Source organism: Streptomyces sp. NPDC002779 (genome assembly GCF_042888685.1).
In the GTDB taxonomy this organism is placed as follows: Bacteria; Actinomycetota; Actinomycetes; order Streptomycetales; family Streptomycetaceae; genus Streptomyces.
This window is the reverse complement of record NZ_JBIAQC010000038.1, coordinates 1-19388: the sequence shown is the minus strand read 5'-3', so window position 1 is coordinate 19388 and position 19388 is coordinate 1. Positions and strand designations below refer to the sequence as shown.

Below are 19388 nucleotides of genomic sequence, written 5' to 3'. Positions count from 1 at the left end.
CGGGGACGGGCCCTGGACACTGGCCCGAAGTTCAGCCGATCGATTCCTCCTTCACATGGCTGTCCTCACTTACTTGGAGCGACTTCGTGTCGCACTCTGATCTCGGTAGTTGGTAGTTAGGGCTCGTGAAGAACCAACGTGTTGGTTCTTCACGAGCCCTAAGGCTCGAGGCGACGGCCTCGGCCGGGATGAGCGCCCCGAGCCCCAGAAGCAGGGGATCCCGCGGCTGCGCCGCTCTCGTCTCCAGGAATCTGGAAGAGGCCCGGTGTGACCTGGCGACAGCCCGCTGCGAAGCTCGTAGGATGCCCGAATGCCCAAGCCGTTAAGGATGAGCCGCCGCACGTGGGTTGCTGCGTGGGTGGTGCTGTGCGTGGCCGGTATCGCTGCCACCGCCGCACTGAACGCCTTTCCGGTGCCTGACCCGCAGCCCGAGAAGCCCGTCAGCGCCGAGTGCGCCGAGTACATCGCGGACATCGAGGCGCAGTTGGCCAAGGCCAAGGTGGAAGGCAACGAGGACGGCGTGCTGGCCTTCTCGCGAACCCGGGGCGGCCCGGACGACTGCAGCGATGACATTCTCGACCACTTCAGCGGCGACCGGTGAGCCGCCGTACAGGGCTCGCCGCTACAGCGGGGCTGATCTGTGCCGGTGCCGTGGCGATCATCGCCGTGAGCGCCGCGACGGAACCGGAGCCGCAGCCCACTCCGCCGCGGGTGTACTCCTCCTGCCTGGCGGCCGACACCAAGCCGATGCCTGTGGGCGACGACCCGTGCGACGGCCGTTGAAGAAAACTGAGTGACTGTCCGCCGCAGGGAGACGGCATCAGGACCAACACCCGCCCATGGGGCACCATCCGCCGTGGCCGCGGCCGTGGCCGCGGCCATGAGGGTCTTCCCCGTCCCACACGCCGCATGGACCTGTCCGCGCAGGCCCTGTGCGGGGATACCACCCGACGGCACATCCAGACCCCGCACGATGGCGTCAACAGCCTCGACCTGGTGATCCCGCAGCTTCACGACCGCCCCTCGCCTTCCCCGCCGCTCCCAGCCTCTTCCTCACGTGCCAGCCAGCGCACGAGGAGCCGCTCGGCCGGCTCATGGTTGTAGGAGCGCGCAACCTGCAAGGGTGTGCTGCCACCCGGGGCCGGCAACCGAGGATCAGCCCCGTACGCCAGCAGGATCGCGGTAGCCGCCGTGTTCAGCCGATGACCCGACTGAAGATGGCTGTCTCCTTCGCCCTCGATGGCATGGGTAAGCAGCGTGTGACCAAAACAGACCTCGTCAGGATCCGATCCGGCATCCAACAGGACGGTGAGCGCCTCGTATTCGCCCATTTCCACGGCCTGATGTACAGGCGTCCATCTCTCGACAGCCGGACCCATCCACTGGTCCTGATCAGGCATCTGAAATCTCCGCACGTGTCGATGATGTTGAACCCGCCAGCTTTGACGCCCGCTCAGTCCACTCTCCTCGCCCGAGTGGCGGGCCCCGCGTTCCCTGAGTCACTGGCCGCATGTGTATTGGCGGTAGTTGGCGGCAAGGCGACCAGGCAAGGGAGGAGCATATGAAGCAACGTCCGGATTCCCGTGTTCCGCCGTCATGGACGAGGCCAGGTAACCGGTGGGGGCCGCGGTTGTACTGGCCGATGCTGTGCCTGAGTATCGCCCTGCTGGTGTGGAGAGTGATCGATGGCGACAATGCGGTGCGCATCGCCGTGGCGGCCGTCCTGGTCCTTGTGTGGATCTGCCTCATAGCCGCCAACCAGGCAGCGCGGCGTAAGGAAGCCAGCCGAGAGCCGTCCTCATAGCCAGGTCAGGCCCGCTCAGCGGGCCGTAACGGTTCGAGCGTCGCCCCGCGGCAGGTCGGCCTCATGGGCGTCGCCGCGGTCAGGTTGGCCGTCGTGAGCCTCGCCCCGCCTGGGTCGGCCTTCGTCCACGCCAGGCCCGGCGCCACCGTTCCACCGACCGCACCATGCGCCAACGAACAACTGCGCATCGCCGGCCGGGTCCGCGGCCACCACCATGGTGCGCGCCGGGGACATGAGGGTAAGGGGTGGCAGCCTGGACGGTGCTCGGGGTGGTGGTGACGGACGAGGGTCAAAGAGATGGGTCCGGCCACGATGACGGTCCACGCGGCGACGCGCCAGCGCCTCCTGACCGCAGGCCCAGGCAGCGACTCCGCTCACGCCGTCGAGCGTGACGAAGCAGCTCCGCCGCAGGCCAGGTCGTAGGCCTGCCGGGTCCAGCGCGACCACTGCGACGAGCCCCTGGTGTAGCCGCGCTGAAGCGAGGCCCCGCCGCCGCTGTGCCAGGTCGTCACATGGCCGTGGACCTTTGTGGTTCCGACGCAGTCGAAGGTGAAGTCCGCCTCGATACGGCGGACCGCGAGGGCCGAGGCGAACTGTCCGGCTCCGTCATGGTCGACGTCCTGGAAGCCCTGCCTCTCCTGCGCGGCGGAGGTCGTACCGGGCCGGGCGAGGTCCTGGCCTTCCCGCTTCTCCAGGGATTTGAAGATCCGCTCCGCGGGTACGGGTTCGCTCGCGTCGAGCCGTGGCACGACTTCGCGTACGTGGAGGAGGGGGAAGGCGACCGGCCCGTCGTCCTCGGCGACCTCCACCACAGGGGAGACGGCGATCAGGGTGTGTTCCGAGGTGTAGCCGGTCCAGCGGATGGCCCCCTGCCCTGCGCAGGAAGAGGTCGTGGCCGAGGGGGACGGCGTCGGCGCCGCCTCCTCCATACCGCGACAGGACACCGCGCACACCGCCAGCACGCAGACCGTCATTACCCGTCTCATCTCTTCCCCACCCGAGCCAGTAGGTTGATCAAATACCACTGCCCCTTTTGGGGCTTGACTGGCCCCCCGGCACCGGCCTACCTCGCGTAGGTAAAGCGGTCTACGGGCCGGATTCGGAAGGGCCCGAAGTGGAAGCGGGGTTCCTCTCCGCGGCCGCCGCGAGAGCAGAGGCCGCGACGTACATCGCCGGCGGTCGGCTCGTCGCCCGGGACGAAGCAGACTGTGCCGTGAACGCACTGCGCGCTCGGGACCACGGAGCCAGATCGCTCGCAGCACAGTTCCCCCGCATCGCCGAGCAATGGCATCCGCACCGAAACGGCAAACTCACTCCGACGCAGGTCACCGCTGGCTCCGGCAAAGAGCTGTGGTGGCTTTGCACGCGGGGACATGCTGCCGAAAAATTCCGCGGCAAACCGGAGCAAAGGGATGGTCTGCCATTGCTGCCCTCGGTCACGCAGAGGCCGCAACGCCTGCTGAAGGCATGAGCGTGCACGCGACCTCACAGCACCGGAGAAGGCGTGTGATCAAGGTGGAGAGCGGTCTGGCCACGCTGCGATGTGGTCAGACCTCCGGGACAGGGCACGACCGGATGGTCACGTCCGTGCCGGGATCCATTAGTCGATGCGCTGTGCGTGACGCCGACCGCGCCACCGCCAATATTGCTCCCCTGCCCGGCCCTGGGCTGCGCCGCGATCTGACCTCTTCCTGGTCTTCGGGATCGCCGAATGGCAACCGTCGCCCTCATGGTGGGCGCGGTCGTGGCGTATCTCCCCCTGTCCCTCACCTACGTGTCGGGGGACGAGCCGAAGGAGGTCATCGAATGCGCGTCGTCCGGCGGGGAAGCCGTGTGCGAGACCACGGAACACCAATGGCGCGTGCCCGCGGACGAGAAGGTACGGACCGTGTTCGATCCCGCGGCCGTGACATACACATGGGAGCTGCGCGGGTCCGCTGGTCCATCGCCGTCGACGGGGGGACCGTGACGGAGGGGACGCTCTCCGAGGGCAGTCGGCAGCAGGCGCTGAGCGGGGACCTGCCCTCCGACGCCTCATGCCTCACGGTGACGGCCGAGCGTACGGACACGGCGTCCTGCACGGCCGACCTCAGCTGGGGCGGCTCCTGAGGGCCGCCTCAGGTCTCCTTCAGCGGCGCGTACGACTCCGTCCCGATCCCGAAGGTCCAGGCGACACCCTCCTTCGCGGTCCGGGTCGACGGGGGCACCCTGAGCCAGTAGGTGCGCCGGGTCCCGTCGGGCTCCGGTGTCGAGTTGAGGACCTCGACCATGACGACCGGCTCGTCCGCGGGCAGCTCGATCCGCCACAGGGTGCCCGTCTCGTCCTGGTGGAGGTGACGGGCGCCGGAATCGGTGAGGTAGCGGTCGTAGCCGTAGTACTCCAGCATCACGCGCCGCAGTTCCGCGTTCTCCTCCTCGCGGATACGGCTCGGGGTCAGCGAGCGCAGTTCGGCGAGGAAGTCGGCCGGCACCGGCATGCCGCGCCAGGCGTGCAGGGCGAAGCCGTCGGGGTAGGCGAGGGCGGGGCCGTCGCCGTGGTCGAGTCGGCCGGCCTCGTCGCGGTGGAGTTCCACGGGGCGTTCCGACACCACCGCGACACGGGCGAACGGCCACCACCAGCCCGCGCTGGCGCACACCTCGGTCAGTGCGCCGAGCGGGCCGTCGTCGGCGGGGAACGCGGCCAGCCAGGGTGCGTCGTGCTGGCCGAGCACCGCGTCCAGGAGCAGCACCCGCACCTCGGCGGCCTCCTTGCCGGTGTCCCGTCCGACCAGGTCCTGGAGCACTCCGGCTCTGATCCGGTCCACCAGGGCCTGGGTGGACTCCCACAGCCGTCCGCCGGTCGCCGCCCAGTGCGCGGACCAGCCCTCGGCCCCCAACTCGTCGTGCAGGCGGCGGCGTTCTCGTGCCCAGGGGGCGCTGCGGACCTCCTCGCGGACGCTGGGGCCGCGGTTGGTGAGCTGCCGGATCAGGGTCACGGCCGCGCGCGGAGAGTCCGCCCACAGCACGGTCTCCGGTTCGGCCAGTCCGGCCTGCCGGTAGGCGCGCCGTACGGCCTGTTCGGCGCGGGCCCGGTCGGCGGGGACGGTGGCCGTGGCGCGGGCGCGCCAGGCGCCCAGCCCGTCGGTGCCGCCGTCGGTCTCGATGGTCGTCATCTGCCCCTCCATGAGGTTGCGCTGTTCCACGTCAGCCGGCGTCAGTCGGCGACGATGCGGACCGAGCCCGGCACGTACTCCCGCTGTCTGATCACCCGGTACCAGCCGACGGGCAGCGCGATCGCCGCGTGCTCCTCGTGCACCACCCGGCCGCCCTGCGGAAGGTGTAGCAGCAGCGGACCGAACGGTCCGGGCTCACGCATCAACTCGCCCGGTCCCACGACCGCGTGGGCGTGCCCGGTCACCTCGCCGAGCGCCAGCACCAGCCGGCCGCGTGCGTCACGCCGCTCCCTGGGCGCGTGCGCCACGTGGTCCGGTACCGCGCTCTCCTCCACGGGCACGATCAGCACGTCTCCCTGCCGGTACATGGCTGTCCCCTCACCGCCGGGTGCACCGCGCACCGGCCTCATGACCACGACCGTAGAGGCCGCCACTGACAACGCCCCCGCCTCCGGCCCACGAAGCGGGCCCTCCGTGTGGCGCTGTCAGTGGCGGTTGGTAGAACTGCGGCATCACGGACCGCACGCCTCTTTCGCCTGCGGCATCACGGACCGCACGCCTCTTTCGCCTCGGGAGCAGCCGCATGACCATCGGTGACCACCTGCAAGAGCTGTATCGGCTGCCCGCGTACGCCTTTCCCGGCCCGGACGCCCCGACGGACAAGCTGCCCGGGCCGGAGTCCGTCGCCTGGCGGATCGCCGCCGACGTGTACGACGCCGATGAGGAGTGGCCGGCGGCCTTCGCCCGTTTCTGCGAGGCCGTCGACACCACCCGGGTGCGTGCGCTGATCGTCGGCGCTTGGGAGGAGGCATACGACAGTGACTCCTCCGAGGTCATCAAGGCGCTGCTCGCCGCCCGGGACCGGCTGCCCGCGCTGCGCGCGCTGTTCCTGGGCGACCTGGTGATGGAGGAGTGCGAGATCTCCTGGATCAACCAGACCGACGTCACCCCGCTGCTGGCCGGCTTCCCCGGGTTGGAGGAGTTCGGGGTGCGCGGCGGTTCGGGTCTGGGGTTCGACGCGCTGCGCCACGAGGGGCTGCGCCGGCTGGTGGTGGAGAGCGGTGGTCTGCCCGCCCGGGTGGTGCGGGGGATCGGCGCGAGTGACCTGCCCGCCTTGGTCCACCTCGACCTGTGGCTGGGCACCCCCGACTACGGCGGCGACAGCGAGGCCGCCGACCTGGAGCCGCTGCTGTCCGGCGCACGGCTGCCGAACCTGCGTCACCTGGCGCTGCGCAACAGCGAGATGCAGGACGCGGTGGCCGCGGCCGTCGCAGCCGCGCCGGTCGTGGCACGTCTTGAGGTGCTGGACCTGTCCATGGGCGTGTTGACCGACGAGGGTGCCGTGGCACTGCTGAGCGGGCAGCCGCTGTCCCACCTGAAGAAGCTGGACCTGCACCACCACTACCTCAGCCAGGCGGTCGAGGAGCGGGTGCGCCAGACGCTGGAGGCGGCCGGCGTGGAGGTGGACCTCGACCGGGACGACGCGGAGGAGGACACCGAGGACGACGGCACGGTCTGGCGCTACGTCGCCGTGGGCGAGTGAGCGGGGGCGGCGTGGATCCTGCGGACGGTGTGCGCTTCGCGGTGGTCGGAAACCCCGGCAACCGGCGGGTGTCGCTGTTCGCCGACGCGGTGCGCGCCGCTGGCCTGCCCGGTCCACGGGTGGTGCCGTGGGCGGACGTCCTCGGCGCGGGGGGAGCGGACTTCGCGCCCGAGGAGTACGTGCGGGTCGACTCTCCCGGTGAGGCGCCCGAGGTGGACCGCATGCTGCGGGGCGCCCTCGAGCCCACCCGGGTGGAGGGTTCGGCGCGCTGGTACGCCGGGTTCACGGCCGCGTTGCGCGGACTGCGCGGCGGGGTGCGGCTGGACGATCCGGGCGAGCTGGCCGTGCTGTTCGACAAGCGTCGCTGCCACGCCGTACTGGACGCGGCGGGGGTACCCGTGCCCTCCTCCCCGACCTCTGGGCCGGAGGGCGCGCCGGTGCGCGGCTGGGACGACGTACGGGCGCTGATGCGCGAGCACCGGATGTCACGGCTTTTCGTCAAGCCCGCCCATGGTTCGTCGGCGTCCGGGGTCCTCGCCGTGGAGGCGGGCGGCGGGCGGATCAGGGCGACGACCTCCGTCGAGCTGACCGCGGACGGCCGGTTGCACAACTCCCTGAAGGTGCGCCGCTACGAGCGGGAGCGGGACGTCGCGGCTGTCGTGGACGCCCTCGCGCCCGACGGGCTGCACCTGGAACGGTGGGTGCCCAAGGCGTCCCAGGAGGGCCGGGCCGCGGATCTGCGGGTGGTCGTGGTGGGCGGGCGGGCGACCCACGCCGTCGTGCGCACCAGCCGTACGCCGTTGACCAACCTCCATCTGGGCGGCCGCCGCGGTGATCTTGACGCGGCCCGTGATGCCGTCACGGCGGCGGGCGGGAGCTGGTCCGAGGTCCTGGCGGTGTGCGAGCGGGCCGCCGCCTGCTTCCCGAGCACCTTGTGTGTCGGCGTGGACCTGCTGCCTGCCGTCGGCTGGCGCCGGTCGTTCGTCGGCGAGGTCAACGCCTTCGGCGACCTGCTGCCGGGTCTGACCGGCCTGCCGGGCAGTGGCGCCGAGGGGCTGGACACCTACGGCGCGCAGGTGGCGGCGGTCCTGCGTGCCCGAGCCCGGCCCCAGGGCACCTGGCTCGGCGCGCTGCGCACCCCGGCCCGGCCGCTGTGCGACACCCCAGCCGCACCCGTACTCGTATCGAACAGGAACACCGCATGACCGAGCCTGACATGAACGACGTCGTCGGCGATCACGACATCCTCCTCGTCACCCTGGACACCCTGCGCCACGACGTGGCCGAGGAGCTGGCGGCCGCGGGCCGCATCCCGCATCTGGCGAGCCGGCTGCCCGGCGGCCGCTGGGAGAAGCGGCACGCGCCGGGCAGTTTCACCTACGCCTCCCACCAGGCGATCTTCGCCGGTTTCCTGCCCACTCCGGCCGCTCCGGGTCCGCACCCCCGGCTGTTCGCGGCGACGTTCGCGGGCAGTGAGACCACCGCGGACGGCACGTTTGTCTACGACACGCCCGACCTCGTCGGCGGGCTGGCGAAGGCCGGCTACCGCACGGCGTGCATCGGCGGCGTGGGCTTCTTCAACAAGCAGGGCCCGCTCGGCTCGGTGCTGCCGGGCCTGTTCCAGGAGTCCCACTGGGAGCCGGAGTTCGGCGTCACCTCGCCCCGGTCCTTCGAGAGGCAGGTCGACCGCGCCGAGCGGATCGTCGCCGGACTTCCCGCCGAGCAGCGGCTGTTCCTCTTCGTGAACGTGTCCGCGCTGCACCAGCCGAACTGGTTCCATCTGCCCGGCGCCACCCGCGAGGCGGGCGACACCCGCGCCACCCACGCCGCGGCCCTGGAGTACGTCGACCGGCACATCGGCCGCCTCTTCGACGCCATGCGTTCCCGGCGGCGTTGCTTCGCGATCGTCTGCTCCGACCACGGCACCGCCTACGGCGACGACGGCTACACCGGCCACCGCCTGGGGCACGAGTCCGTGTGGACCGTGCCCTACGCCCACTTCTTCCTCGACCCCGCCGAGGCCATCCGATGAGCACCAGCCTGACGACCCCCGCCGCAACGAGTTCCGCGGCCCCTTCGACGAGTCCGTACCAGCACTACGTGTACGCCTACCCGCATAAGACCGCCTACCGTCCGCTGGACGACCGACCAGCGCTGAGCGACGTGTGGGCGACGGAGGACAAGAGCGCGCTCTCGCTCTACCTGCACATCCCGTTCTGCGAGGTGCGCTGCGGGTTCTGCAACCTCTTCACCCGCATCGGCGCCCCCGACGGCCTGACCGGCGCCTACCTGGACGCGCTGGAGCGGCAGGCCGGGGCGGTACGCGAGGCCCTCGGCGACGGCATCCGGTTCGCCACGGCGGCGTTCGGCGGCGGCACCCCCACGTTCCTCACTGCGCGGGAGCTGGAGCGGCTCTGCGACATCGCCGAGCACGGGATGGCCGCCGATCTGCGCGCCGTTCCGCTGTCGGTGGAAGCCTCGCCCGCCACGGCCACCGCCGACCGGCTCGCCGTCCTGGCGGAGCGCGGCACGACGCGGCTGAGCCTGGGCGTGCAGAGTTTCGTCGATTCCGAGGCGCGGGCCGCCGTACGCCCGCAGCGGCGCGCGGACGTCGAGGCCGCGCTCGGCCGCATCCGCGACACGGCCGTCCCGGTGCTGAACATCGACCTCATCTACGGCATCGACGGCCAGACCGAGCGGACCTGGCTGCGCTCGCTGGACGCGGCGCTCGCCTGGCGGCCCGAGGAGCTGTACCTCTACCCGCTTTACATCCGTCCCCTGACCGGCCTGAACCGCCACCGCCCGGACGCGGGCGGCCCCGACCTCGCGTGGGACGAGCAGCGGCTGCGCCTGTACTGCGCGGGCCGCGACCATCTGCTGGCCCAGGGGTACGTCCAGCAGTCGATGCGGATGTTCCGCCGGGCCGACGCGCCGCCCCAGGGCGCGGACGACTACGCCTGCCAGACGGACGGCATGATCGGCCTCGGTTGCGGGGCCCGCTCGTACACGTCCGCGCTGCACTACTCGTTCGACTACGCCGTGGGCATGCACGAAATCCGCGGGATCATCGACGACTACGTCGCCACCACCGACTTCGGCCACCCAGCGGTGGGTTACCGCGTCGACGGCCCCGAGGCACGCCGCCGGCATCTGCTGCAGTCCCTCCTCCAGGCGGACGGCCTGGACACCGGCGACTACCGGGCCCGGTTCGGCGCCGAGCCCGGCGACGACTTCGGTGCCGAACTCGACGGCCTCGCCGCACAGGGCTGGCTGGCGGACCTTACCGCCACCCGCCTGCGACTGACCCCCGAGGGACTCGCGCATTCCGACGCCGTCGGACCGCTGCTGTTCTCTCCCGCCGTGCGCGCCGCCATGGCCGCCTACGAGCGCAAGTGAGCGGCCCGTCATGGATCTGACCGTCCTGTACCGGGGCCCGCTCGCCTCCTGCGACTACGACTGCCCCTACTGCCCGTTCGCCAAGCGGCGGGACTCCACCTCCCAGCTCCGCGCCGACCGGGCCGCCCTGCGCCGTTTCGCCGACTGGGCCACCCGGCAGAGAGGGGACCACCTCTCCCTGCTGTTCACCCCGTGGGGAGAGGGTCTGGTCCGCTCCTGGTACCGCGACACCCTCGCCGACCTGTCGCACCTGCCGCACATCCGGCGCGTCGCGATCCAGACCAACCTGAGCTGCCGCACCGACTGGCTCGACACGGCCGACCGCGACACGCTCGCCCTGTGGTGCACCTACCACCCGGGCCAGACGCCCTACGACCGGTTCCTCGCCAAGTGCCGCGACCTCGCCGAACGCGGCGTCCGTTACAGCGTCGGCGTGGTCGGCCTGCCCGACCACCTCCCGGCCGCCCGCCGTCTGCGCGACGACCTCCCCGACCACGTCTACCTGTGGATCAACGCTGCGGAAGGGCACACCTACCGGGACGCCGAGGCCGAGGAGTGGACCGCGCTGGACCCGCTGTTCCCCTACAGCCGCACCCCGCATACCAGCGCCGGACTGCCCTGCCGCACCGGCGAGTCCGTGATCTCCGTCGATGGCGAAGGCACCGTGCGTCGCTGCCACTTCGTCAGCGCCGAGCTCGGCAACCTGTACGACGGCACCTACCGAGCCGCCCTGCGCCCGCGCCCGTGTCCGCTGGCCGTGTGCGACTGCCACATCGGCTACGTTCACCTGGAGACTCTGCCGCTGTACGACGTCTTCGCAGGCGGCGTGCTGGAGAGAATCCCGGCAGCCGTGCCACGGAAGGGCAGGTAGGGCTCCGTCCCGCCAGCCCGGGCGAACAATCGTGGCCATGCGGCACAGACCCGCACAGGTAACCTTCGTACCATCACTGCGAGATGCTGTGCGCCAGTAAGAACGCCTGGTCGTGCTCAGCCTCGAAGTACGTAGCCTGCCAGTCCCACAGCATGAGCTCCTCCGGCCACGACCTGCAGGTTCGTCGAGTACCGGTAGTTCTTGCTGGACGCGGCGATGGTGCGGTCGCGGGTGGGCACCAGGGTGCCACCGACGATGTAGACGGTGTCCTTGCGCGGCCGACGCGCGGGCGAGACGGCCGGCAGCGGTGCGAGATGGTCCAAGATACGGTTGGCCGCGGACTTCGAGACTCCGAACAACGGCGCCACCTGCCGCAACGTGAGGTTCGTGCGCCAGTACGTCGCCTGCCACCAGCCTCGCAAACTGCACCTCGGTCAGACTCGCAAACGGCTCGATCCACTTCGGATCATCTGCTGAGATCACCCCACCCATGCCCTCCCAACGCACCAACCGCCCCACCGGCTACGGCACAACCCCGCAACCTCATTGTTCGGCGCTTGCCTTTTCTCACGACACGGCCTCCCAGGTGGAGTGCCCAGGCAGTACGCAGCGATGAAGCTCCCGGCGGAAGGGGGTGGCGACCAAACCACCCGCTGGCTGGCGGGAGTTTCGCCGTGGTGGCCGCCCGCAACCACCGGCTGCGGCCGGTGGACACCAGCCGCAGCCCACAACCCTCAGGAGCGGCACGGGACGGCGGTGCCGCTTGGGTGTCCGCGTCGGCGGGCAGGATGCCTTGCCATGTCCTTGGCAAGACGGAGGGGGAGATCATGACCACGATACGTACCCGAAGACGCCTACGGTCGTCGACCGGTCACCGGCCGCGCCTCGCGGCGCTCTCGGCGGTCCTTGCGAGTCTCGCCGTGGCGCTGGGGGCGGCGCCCGCACCGGCGCGGGCCGACACCGCGTTCACCGCGCGTGTCGACTTCGGTACGGCGGCCACCGTGCCGGTCACCGGCCACCTGCTCGACTACGGGCAGGCGTACGGCGCCCGCACCGGCCCGCACCAGGGCACCGGCCTCACCTACGGCTGGACGCGGACCGACGCCGCCACACCGCTCGACCTCATCGGCAACGGCCGTGACCGGGGATCAGCCGAGCCCGACCGGCTGCGGGCCACCCTCATGCACATGCAACTGCCCGCTGGTTCCGCCGGGGTGACCACCCCCGGCCGGTGGGAGATAGCGGTCCCAGACGGCACCTACTCCGTCACCGTCACGGTCGGGGACGCCGCCCACACCAACAGCGTCCACGCCCTCCAGGCCGAGGACCAGAACGCGGTCGACGGCTTCGTCCCCACCACCGCCACCCGGTACGCGACCCGCACCGTCACGCCCACGGTGACCGACGGACGGCTCACCGTCAGCCCCGTGACCGGCACCAACACCAAGATCACGCATCTGGCGATCGTGCCGGTCGCCGACGCCGCCACCCGTCCCGCCGTGCGTGCCGTGACCCCTGCCAACACCGCGACGGGCGCCCCGCCCACCGGCAGTGTCGTCGCGGACCTCCGCCTCGTCGGCGGCGGCGTCGACGCCGCCACGCTCACCTCCTCCACCGTCACGCTCACCGAGGCCGCGACCGGCACCCCCGTCGCCGCCCGCGTCGTCACCAGTGGCGGCGGGGACGTCGTCAACCTGTCACCCACCGCCGGGCTGAAGCCGCACACCCGCTACCGGTTCGCCGTCACCGGCGGCGTCAAGGACCTGAACGGCCGAAGCTTCCTCCCCTGGCAGTCGGTGTTCACCACCGGAGCGGAAACGGGCGGCGGCACCGTCGCGTTCGACAAAGTCACCGGCGTGGCCTCCGGCCGGAGCTTCACCTCCGTGGTGAAGGGACCGGACGGCAGGCTGTACGCGGCCACCCTCGACGGCTACATCATGCGGTACGCCATCGCCGCCGGCGGCACCCTCACCGACGGCCGGGCGATCACCACCGTCCGGGACGACGCCGCCGCGCGCGGCCTGCCGGGCGCGCCGGCCCGCACCGTCATCGGCATGGCCTTCGACCCGGCCTCGACGGCGAGCGCCCCCGTGCTGTGGATCTCCTCCAACACCATGTATCCGGGCGGTACCCCCGCCGAGCCGGACTGGTCCAGCGCTATCGGCCGCCTCAGCGGCCCCGACCTGTCCGTGTACACCGAGGTCGTCAGCCGCCTGCCGCGGTCGGTGAAGGACCACGAGACCAACTCCCTCGCGTTCGGCCCGGACGGCGCCCTCTACGTGAGTCAGGGAGCCAACAACGCCATGGGCGCCCCTGACCCGGTCTGGGCCAACCGGCCCGAACGCCTGCTCAGCGCCGCCATCCTGCGCCTCGATCCGGCGAAGCTCCCCGCCGCGCTGCCGCTCGACGTGCGGACCGAGAGCCCCGGCGCCTACGACCCCTACGCCCCCGGCGCCCCGCTGACGCTGTACGCCACCGGCGTGCGTAACGCCTTCGACCTCGTGTGGCACAGCAACGGGCACCTGTACACCCCGACCAACGGCTCGGCCGCCGGGGGCAACACCCCCGCCACGCCGTCGCCGCTGCCCGGCTCCTGCGCGCGCCGGATCGACGCGGCCGCGCACGGCACGTACACCGGACCGCCCGTCCCGGCGATCACCTCGAACCGCGCCGCCGAGACGGACTACGTCTTCGACGTCGAGCGGGGCCGCTACTACGGCCATCCGAACCCGGCCCGCTGCGAATGGGTGCTGGCGGGCGGCAACCCGACGTCCGGCACCGACCCGTTCGAGACCGCCGACTACCCGGTGGGCACCCTCCCCGACCGCAACCTCGACCTCGCGGGCATGTACGACGCGGGCCTGCACGCCTCCGCGAACGGCGTCGTCGAGTACCGGGGCGGTGCCTTCGGGGGTGCGCTGCGCGGCAGTCTCCTCGTGGTCCGCTACAGCAGCGGCCAGGACATCGAGGTCTTCGGCGCCGACGCGCAGGGCAGGCTCTCCGCGCCGACGCGGGGCATCACCGGGTTCACCGGCTTCCAGCAGCCGCTGGATGTCACCGAGGACACCGCCACCGGCAACCTGTACGTGACCGAGCTCGGCGCCTCCCGGATCACCCTGCTGAGGCCGCGCGCGAGCATGGGCTGACGCGAAGGGTGCGGTCCCCGGCCTTCGCGCCGGGGAGCGCACCCTTCGCCCGGAGCAGGTGTGAAAGAGGAAGGATGCCTTGCCCCGCGGTCTGACGACCAGCCCCGCCGCGCTCGCCCCGGAGGGGTTGCACCGAGAGGCGGCTGAACGCTGGGCTGGACGGTTGCCCCAAGCGGGGAACCGAAATCCGGCACCCCCCCCACACCGGACACCACCAGTTCTCGCAGCGGCCCGGTGGGCAGGCCCACCCCGGACGCCCTGGACAGGCTCAGACCGACAAACCACGACGCCCCGTCATTTTTGCTGCGACAGCGGCAGCCACACCGCCCCCACCTCCCAGATGCGGCAGAAATCCCCATCCCGCTCCATGGCGTCGTAGATCAGCCACACAGGTGCGAAGCAATGGGACAAGCGGACTCACCGGCCGTCGCCGCCCAGAACAGCATCAGCCAACGCGGACAGTGCGGTCCATCCGAAAGCCGGCGCCGCGCATCACTCTCGATGATGCGGTTGTACAGGTAGAAGCGGCCCAGCGCCTTGCCGTCCTCCTTATTCTGTGGTCCGTCGTACATGCGGCGGCTGAAGTCTCAGCCGCCGTGCTTGGCGCCCTGCCAGCCCAGTCCGCGCTGAGTGGGAGTTGATCGGCCCGTTCCTGCCGAAAGGCAGGTCCGGCCCGTATCCGAGCCTCTGCGAAAGCAGTTCGACGGCGTGATCTAGAAGTTCCGCTCGGGTGCCCAGTGGCGGCAGATGCCGCCGGAGTTCGGGGTCTGGCAGACCGTTTACGACCGCTTCCTCCGATGGCGTGACGTGGGTGTCTTCCAGGCGCTGCTGGAAGGGATGATCGCCGAGGCGGCCAGGCGCGGACAGACGGACTTGTCCTTGGTCAGCGTGGACTCCACGGTCGCCCGCGCCCATCACGACGCCGCGGGTATGCGGGTCGACGAGGAGATCCTGTGTATGGGGTGCGATGGCGGTGTCTAGCGTTGGGTGGTGCCGCGGGCGGATGTCCCGCCAATGTCCGTGTCAGTAGCCCGGCGTTCCCGGCAGGACGTGGTTCTGCGCATCGTCCGTCCGCCATGGCAGGCGCGGGCCTGTTCGGTGGCACAACGTACCGAGCGAACCGGATGCCCGCAACTGGTCCATACCAGCCTCTTGCCCCTGCTTCGCCCGCCGAGCAAGCTCCCTGTATGGAGCTGGAGTTGCGGCATCTGAGGACCATCCGCACGATCGCCGAGGCGGGCAGCCTCACCCGGGCGGCCACCGCGCTCGGGCTCGCCCAGCCCGCCCTGAGCGCGCAGCTCAAGCGCATCGAACGGGCCCTGGGCGGAGCCCTGTTCGAGCGGGGGCGGCACGGCGTGCGCGCCACCCCGCTCGGCGAACTGGTGCTGGAGCGCGCCCGGGTCGTCCTGCCCGCCGTCTCCGAGCTGCAACGGGAGGCGACCCGGTTCGCGCGGGCCCGACAGGAGCCGGAGCGGTTGCGGCTCGGCGGCACGCACGGCCCGCTCCTCGGCGCGCTGGTCGACCGGCTCGCCGAGGCCGCCCCGGGCGCCACCGTCACCACTCGTGCCTCCTGGTCCGAGCGGGAGCTGGCCGAGCAACTGGCCGAAGGGCTCCTCGACTTCGCCCTTACCGGCACCTGCGGTTCCGCCAGTCCACCCGGCGCCGGGCACCTCGTGTGGCAGGAGATCGCGGTGGATCCGGTCTTCGTCATGCTCGCCGACGGACACCCCCTCGCCTACGGGCCGGAGATCGGCCTGGCCGCCCTGGCCGACGAGGAGTGGGCCTGTGTCCCCGGTGACGGCTGCTTCGCCGAGTGCTTCACCGCCGCCTGCGCCCGCGCCGGCTTCAGCCCGCGCCGCATGTACGAGACGGACACCTCCTCCGTCGTCCACCTAGTGCAGGTCGGCCGGGCGGTCGGCCTGTGCCGGGCCTCCTTCCCCACCACGCCCGGCATCGCCACCCGCCCCCTGACCGGCACCCCCCTGGTCTGGCGCCACCTGCTGGGCTGGCACCCGGCGACCCAGCAGCCCGGCACCGCGGCGACGGTCCTGACCCAGGCCCGCACCGCCCACGCGGGTACGGCGGCCCGCAGCGCCACATACACGGACTGGCTGGCCGAACGGTCCGGCCGGCCCTGACCGGCGGCCGGGCGCCCGCGTTCCATAACACCGGGGCAGGGGGTCGACTGACGTCTTACGCCCCCCGGACGGTCCTCCCTACGGTTTCGGCACGCTCCGCCCCACCGAAACCGACTCCGAGGAGACCTCCCCATGCTCCAACGACCCACCAGATTGGCCCGGGCCGCGGGCGCCGCCGCGGTGGCGGCCGGCGCGCTGCTCGTGGCCGGGCTCAGCGGCTCCGCGAGCGCGGGCACCGAACCCCCCGCCACCGCGGCGCCCACCTCCAGGGCCGCCGAGGTCCCGTCCGCACTCCTCCACGCCATGCAACGGGACTTCGGCATCGACTCCGGGCAGGCCCGGACCCGCCTCGCGAACGAGGCCGAGGCGGGCGCCACCGCCGGCCGGCTGCGCCTGGCGCTCGGCGACGACTTCGCGGGCGCCTGGGTGCGCGGCGCGGAGTCGGCCACCCTGACCGTGGCGACAACGGACGCCTCCGACGTCCGGGCGATCGAGGCGCGGGGCGCGACCGCGTCCGTCGTGCGCCACTCCCTCGCCGACCTGGACGCGGCCAAGGCCCGCATGGACCGGGCGGCGGCACACCGGGCCACCACCGACACCCCCGTCTGGTACGTCGACGTGCGCACCAACGCGCTCGTGGTGGAGGCGGTACGTCCGGCCGCCGGACGCGCCCTGCTCGCGGCGGCCGGGGTGGACAGCTCCCTCGCCCGCATCGAACGGTCGACCGCCCAGCCGCGTCCGCTGTACGACCTGCGGGGCGGCGACGCGTACTACATCAACGGCGGCTCGCGCTGCTCGATCGGCTTCGCCGTCACCAAGGGCACCACGCAGGGCTTCGCCACGGCGGGCCACTGCGGCCGGACCGGGAACAGCACCACCGGCTTCAACCGAGTGGCGCAGGGCACCTTCCAGGCATCGGTCTTCCCCGGCAACGACATGGCGTGGGTGGCGGCCAACTCCAACTGGACGGCGACCCCGAACGTCGCCGGATCCAGCGTCCAGGTCGCCGGTTCGACCCAGGCAGCGGTGGGCTCCTCCGTCTGCCGCTCCGGGTCCACCACGGGCTGGCACTGCGGCACGATCCAGCAGCTCAACACCAGCGTCACCTACCCGGAGGGCACCATCTCCGGAGTCACCCGCACCAGCGTGTGCGCCGAGCCGGGCGACTCCGGCGGCTCCTACATCTCCGGCAGCCAGGCCCAGGGCGTCACCTCGGGCGGCTCGGGCAACTGCAGGAGCGGCGGGACCACGTACTTCCAGCCGCTCAACCCGATCCTCCAGTCGTACGGCCTCACCCTGAAGACCACGACGAGCGGTCCCGGCGAGCCCGGGGAGCCCGGCGGCGGCACCTGGGCGGCTGGCACGGTCTACCAGGCCGGCGCCACGGTGACCTACGGCGGCGTCACTTACCGCTGCCTCCAGAACCACCAGGCCCAGACGGGGTGGGAGCCCCCGAACGTCCCGGCGCTGTGGCAGCGGGCGTGACCGCCTGACCGGGGGGAGCCGAGCTCGGGTGCGCCCTGACGCGCGCCCGGGCTCACCCGTTCCCGGGCGGCGCGGGCTCGGTGGCGATCACCCGTTGTACCTGCCAGCGCGCCTCCTTCCAACGGGCCCGCCGGTTCACTTCCCGGATGTCCTTGCCCTCCCGGGCCCGCTCGGAGTGCCGCCGGGCGACGAAGGACGGGGCTGTCTTCGCGATGTACTGCGGCGTCACGGGGACGCGCCCGGCCCGGTTGCAGACCCCGGCCTCGATCAACATGTCCTGGCAGGCCAGCCGGACTGCGGAGTCCAAAAGGCTCCTGTCGTCGAAATGGCCGGGGTCCCTCCACGCCTCCTCGACGAAAGCGTCGTGGGCGCGGAGCGGCCGGTCGTTCGCCCGGCCGAGCCGGAGCGCCTGACGGGTGGCGGTCACGTACTCCCCGCACACCGAACACAGGCCGTCGGACAGCGGCTCCACGACAAGCTCAACGAAACGAGGGAAAGCTCGGCGCCCCGACACTCACCGACCTCGGTGAGCAACTGAGCGAGCAGTCTCGGCAGGACGATCATCACCTGTTCCTCTCTCCTCGGCCACGACTGCTTCGTCGTGCCACGGTGCAGGCGCTACCTCACCCGCCGAGGATGCCCGACGGAAGCAGCGTCGAGAGGGACGTAGCCGGGTGCCCCACGGCCAGCGAGCCGGCAACGGCGTTGAGAAGTTCAGCACCAGGTGTTGCAGTAGACGGGGCGGGAGTAGCCGCGGCCTGGGCGGCAGGGGCAGCCGTCAAAAGAGCAACGGCCATGACGGAGGCACACGCAATCTTCTTGATCATGTCGTGCTAAACGACTCGCATCCCCATGAGCAACGCCCATATCACCCGCTTGCCCCAGGCAGCCACCCGCAGCCGGCAGCCCGCGTCGGCGGCGGCGCAAGAGCGACGATGATCTCCTCATCGCGCTGGGCGGGCTCGTGGTCGTCGGGTTGGTGCTGGTCGAGGTCGGACAATGGGTCTGGGCGCACTGGTGGGTCCTGATCGTACTCGGCCTGCTGGCGCTCCTTGCCCTTGCGGGCTGGATCTATCGCCAGGTTGACCAGATGCGGTCCGCGCAGCTGCGGGTGGAGGGCCTGACCTACTCGCTCGGCCAGCTGGACGCGATGCATCACAGCGCCTTCGAGAACGCTGTACGGGACCTGCTGGCCCGGGACGGTTCCCGCGACGCGCTGCGCTGTGGCGGCCGGGGTGACCTGGGTGCCGACGTGAAGGGGCACGATCCGCTCGGCCGGCTGTGGGTGATCCAGTGCAAGCACCGCAGGAAAGGGCTGGACGGCTCGGCTGTAGGGACTCCGGATCTGCAGACGCTCAACGGCACAGGCCGGCCGGTGCACGGCGGCGACGTCGTCGTGATGGTGACCAACGGAAGGATCTCCGGGCCTGCCCGCGACTTCGCCCGGCAGCAGCGCCTGCACCTGGTCGACCGGCAGATCTTGGAGCAATGGGCTCGGGGCAGGCGACCGCTGTGGGAGATCCTTCCGGCTGTTCCACCGCCCCAAAAGCCTCCACAGCTTCGCTGAGCTGCAGCACGCCGGTGGGCGGGACCCGGCGCAGCCAGGGCGTGCGCCGGTAAATCCTGCTCCACAGTGTGGATGCGGACGGCAACCCGGTCTTGCATGTCACCACGCGCCGGGCGGGCACCATCATCCGGCGCGACGTCGGCCGCTCGCCCGGAGCGGTTCGAGCTGACGAAGGAGCAGATAACCGACGGCTAGTAGGGCTTGGTCAGGTTCGTAGCGGTGTGGGTATGTCGCGGTGGCAGGTGGGGCAGGCGCCGGCCCAGAGAGCAAGGAGTGTCTGCAGCTC

19 protein-coding genes and 3 pseudogenes are annotated in these 19388 nt (G+C 71.4%); 14 read left to right on the top strand and 8 right to left on the bottom strand.

From position 1 onward, the window contains the following. Nucleotides 1–310: 310 nt before the first annotated feature. Both ACFYW5_RS36760 and ACFYW5_RS36755 read left to right on the top strand, forming a co-directional pair. Nucleotides 311–601 carry a hypothetical protein gene (locus ACFYW5_RS36760; protein WP_389421496.1) on the top strand — a complete coding sequence of 97 codons (291 nt, stop codon included), beginning with the start codon at nucleotides 311–313 and terminating at the stop codon, nucleotides 599–601. Beyond that, nucleotides 598–783 carry a hypothetical protein gene (locus tag ACFYW5_RS36755; protein ID WP_389421495.1) on the top strand — a complete coding sequence of 62 codons (186 nt, stop codon included), beginning with the start codon at nucleotides 598–600 and terminating at the stop codon, nucleotides 781–783. Before ACFYW5_RS36760 ends, ACFYW5_RS36755 begins: the two co-directional genes overlap by 4 nt. Before the next feature lie 29 nt (nucleotides 784–812). Here the strand turns inward: ACFYW5_RS36755 and ACFYW5_RS36750 are convergent. The 3 genes and pseudogenes from ACFYW5_RS36750 to ACFYW5_RS36740 all read right to left on the bottom strand — a co-directional run. Beyond that, a pseudogene (locus ACFYW5_RS36750) lies at nucleotides 813–1014 on the bottom strand (DEAD/DEAH box helicase family protein); the annotation flags it as partial. Next, the gene (locus ACFYW5_RS36745) at nucleotides 1011–1400 is read right to left on the bottom strand and encodes an ankyrin repeat domain-containing protein (protein WP_389421494.1); all 390 of its coding nucleotides are present in this window, start codon (nucleotides 1398–1400) and stop codon (nucleotides 1011–1013) included. The pseudogene ACFYW5_RS36750 and the gene ACFYW5_RS36745, both read right to left, overlap by 4 nt. A gap of 778 nt (nucleotides 1401–2178) precedes the next feature. Continuing rightward, nucleotides 2179–2790, bottom strand: a complete 612-nt coding sequence (locus ACFYW5_RS36740; RefSeq protein WP_389421493.1) for a hypothetical protein — start codon at nucleotides 2788–2790, stop codon at nucleotides 2179–2181. A gap of 227 nt (nucleotides 2791–3017) precedes the next feature. Between ACFYW5_RS36740 and ACFYW5_RS36735 the strand changes: the two genes are divergently transcribed. Together ACFYW5_RS36735 and ACFYW5_RS36730 are read left to right on the top strand one after the other, a co-directional pair. Beyond that, on the top strand, nucleotides 3018–3275 hold the full coding sequence (locus ACFYW5_RS36735) for a zinc-ribbon domain-containing protein (RefSeq protein ID WP_389421492.1): 258 nt from the start codon (nucleotides 3018–3020) through the stop codon (nucleotides 3273–3275). A 446-nt stretch (nucleotides 3276–3721) separates the two neighbouring features. After that, complete coding sequence (locus ACFYW5_RS36730) at nucleotides 3722–3913, top strand: hypothetical protein (protein WP_389421491.1); 192 nt, start codon at nucleotides 3722–3724, stop codon at nucleotides 3911–3913. An 8-nt stretch (nucleotides 3914–3921) separates the two neighbouring features. On the opposite strand, the gene ACFYW5_RS36725 is transcribed toward ACFYW5_RS36730, so the two are convergent. Together ACFYW5_RS36725 and ACFYW5_RS36720 are read right to left on the bottom strand one after the other, a co-directional pair. Continuing rightward, nucleotides 3922–4956, bottom strand: a complete 1035-nt coding sequence (locus ACFYW5_RS36725; protein WP_389421490.1) for a DUF6745 domain-containing protein — start codon at nucleotides 4954–4956, stop codon at nucleotides 3922–3924. A gap of 41 nt (nucleotides 4957–4997) precedes the next feature. Then, on the bottom strand, nucleotides 4998–5324 hold the full coding sequence (locus ACFYW5_RS36720) for a hypothetical protein (RefSeq protein WP_389421489.1): 327 nt from the start codon (nucleotides 5322–5324) through the stop codon (nucleotides 4998–5000). A 215-nt stretch (nucleotides 5325–5539) separates the two neighbouring features. Between ACFYW5_RS36720 and ACFYW5_RS36715 the strand changes: the two genes are divergently transcribed. From ACFYW5_RS36715 to ACFYW5_RS36695, 5 genes are read left to right on the top strand one after another with little or no spacing between them, the layout of a single operon-like run. Further along, nucleotides 5540–6499: an STM4015 family protein gene (locus ACFYW5_RS36715; RefSeq protein ID WP_389421488.1), complete on the top strand. Its 960-nt coding sequence runs from the start codon at nucleotides 5540–5542 to the stop codon at nucleotides 6497–6499. An 11-nt stretch (nucleotides 6500–6510) separates the two neighbouring features. Next, nucleotides 6511–7704: an STM4014 family protein gene (locus tag ACFYW5_RS36710; RefSeq protein ID WP_389421487.1), complete on the top strand. Its 1194-nt coding sequence runs from the start codon at nucleotides 6511–6513 to the stop codon at nucleotides 7702–7704. A gap of 11 nt (nucleotides 7705–7715) precedes the next feature. Further along, entirely contained in the window at nucleotides 7716–8531 is an 816-nt protein-coding gene (locus ACFYW5_RS36705) for an STM4013/SEN3800 family hydrolase (protein WP_389421498.1), read from the top strand. Continuing rightward, on the top strand, nucleotides 8528–9895 hold the full coding sequence (locus ACFYW5_RS36700; protein ID WP_389421486.1) for an STM4012 family radical SAM protein: 1368 nt from the start codon (nucleotides 8528–8530) through the stop codon (nucleotides 9893–9895). The genes ACFYW5_RS36705 and ACFYW5_RS36700 overlap by 4 nt, the downstream gene beginning before the upstream one ends. A 10-nt stretch (nucleotides 9896–9905) precedes the next feature. Further along, nucleotides 9906–10766 (top strand): STM4011 family radical SAM protein, encoded by an 861-nt coding sequence (locus ACFYW5_RS36695; protein WP_389421485.1) that lies wholly within the window; start codon nucleotides 9906–9908, stop codon nucleotides 10764–10766. Between the two features lie 167 nt (nucleotides 10767–10933). Here the strand turns inward: ACFYW5_RS36695 and ACFYW5_RS36690 are convergent. Then, a pseudogene (locus ACFYW5_RS36690) lies at nucleotides 10934–11258 on the bottom strand (transposase family protein); the annotation flags it as partial. Nucleotides 11259–11593: 335 nt separating this feature from the next. Here ACFYW5_RS36690 and ACFYW5_RS36685 point away from each other — a divergent pair. Beyond that, nucleotides 11594–13912: an Ig-like domain-containing protein gene (locus ACFYW5_RS36685; protein WP_389421484.1), complete on the top strand. Its 2319-nt coding sequence runs from the start codon at nucleotides 11594–11596 to the stop codon at nucleotides 13910–13912. Between the two features lie 380 nt (nucleotides 13913–14292). Here the strand turns inward: ACFYW5_RS36685 and ACFYW5_RS36680 are convergent, their stop codons facing one another. Beyond that, nucleotides 14293–14484 (bottom strand): hypothetical protein, encoded by a 192-nt coding sequence (locus ACFYW5_RS36680; protein ID WP_389421483.1) that lies wholly within the window; start codon nucleotides 14482–14484, stop codon nucleotides 14293–14295. 65 nt (nucleotides 14485–14549) lie between these two features. On the opposite strand from ACFYW5_RS36680, the pseudogene ACFYW5_RS36675 reads away from it, so the two are divergent. From ACFYW5_RS36675 to ACFYW5_RS36665, 3 genes and pseudogenes are all read left to right on the top strand, one after another. After that, nucleotides 14550–14866 (top strand): annotated as a pseudogene (locus ACFYW5_RS36675) (transposase); the annotation flags it as partial. A 233-nt stretch (nucleotides 14867–15099) separates the two neighbouring features. Then, nucleotides 15100–16050: a LysR substrate-binding domain-containing protein gene (locus ACFYW5_RS36670; RefSeq protein ID WP_389421482.1), complete on the top strand. Its 951-nt coding sequence runs from the start codon at nucleotides 15100–15102 to the stop codon at nucleotides 16048–16050. 132 nt (nucleotides 16051–16182) lie between these two features. Beyond that, nucleotides 16183–17535, top strand: coding sequence for an alpha-lytic protease prodomain-containing protein (locus tag ACFYW5_RS36665; protein ID WP_389421481.1), 1353 nt, complete (start codon nucleotides 16183–16185; stop codon nucleotides 17533–17535). A 52-nt stretch (nucleotides 17536–17587) separates the two neighbouring features. Here ACFYW5_RS36665 and ACFYW5_RS36660 read toward each other — a convergent pair whose 3' ends face one another. Beyond that, nucleotides 17588–18007, bottom strand: coding sequence for a hypothetical protein (locus ACFYW5_RS36660; protein WP_389421480.1), 420 nt, complete (start codon nucleotides 18005–18007; stop codon nucleotides 17588–17590). 393 nt (nucleotides 18008–18400) lie between these two features. Here ACFYW5_RS36660 and ACFYW5_RS36655 point away from each other — a divergent pair, with 393 nt between their 5' ends. Then, entirely contained in the window at nucleotides 18401–19102 is a 702-nt protein-coding gene (locus ACFYW5_RS36655) for a restriction endonuclease (RefSeq protein WP_389421497.1), read from the top strand. The last annotated feature ends 286 nt before the right edge of the window (nucleotides 19103–19388 follow it).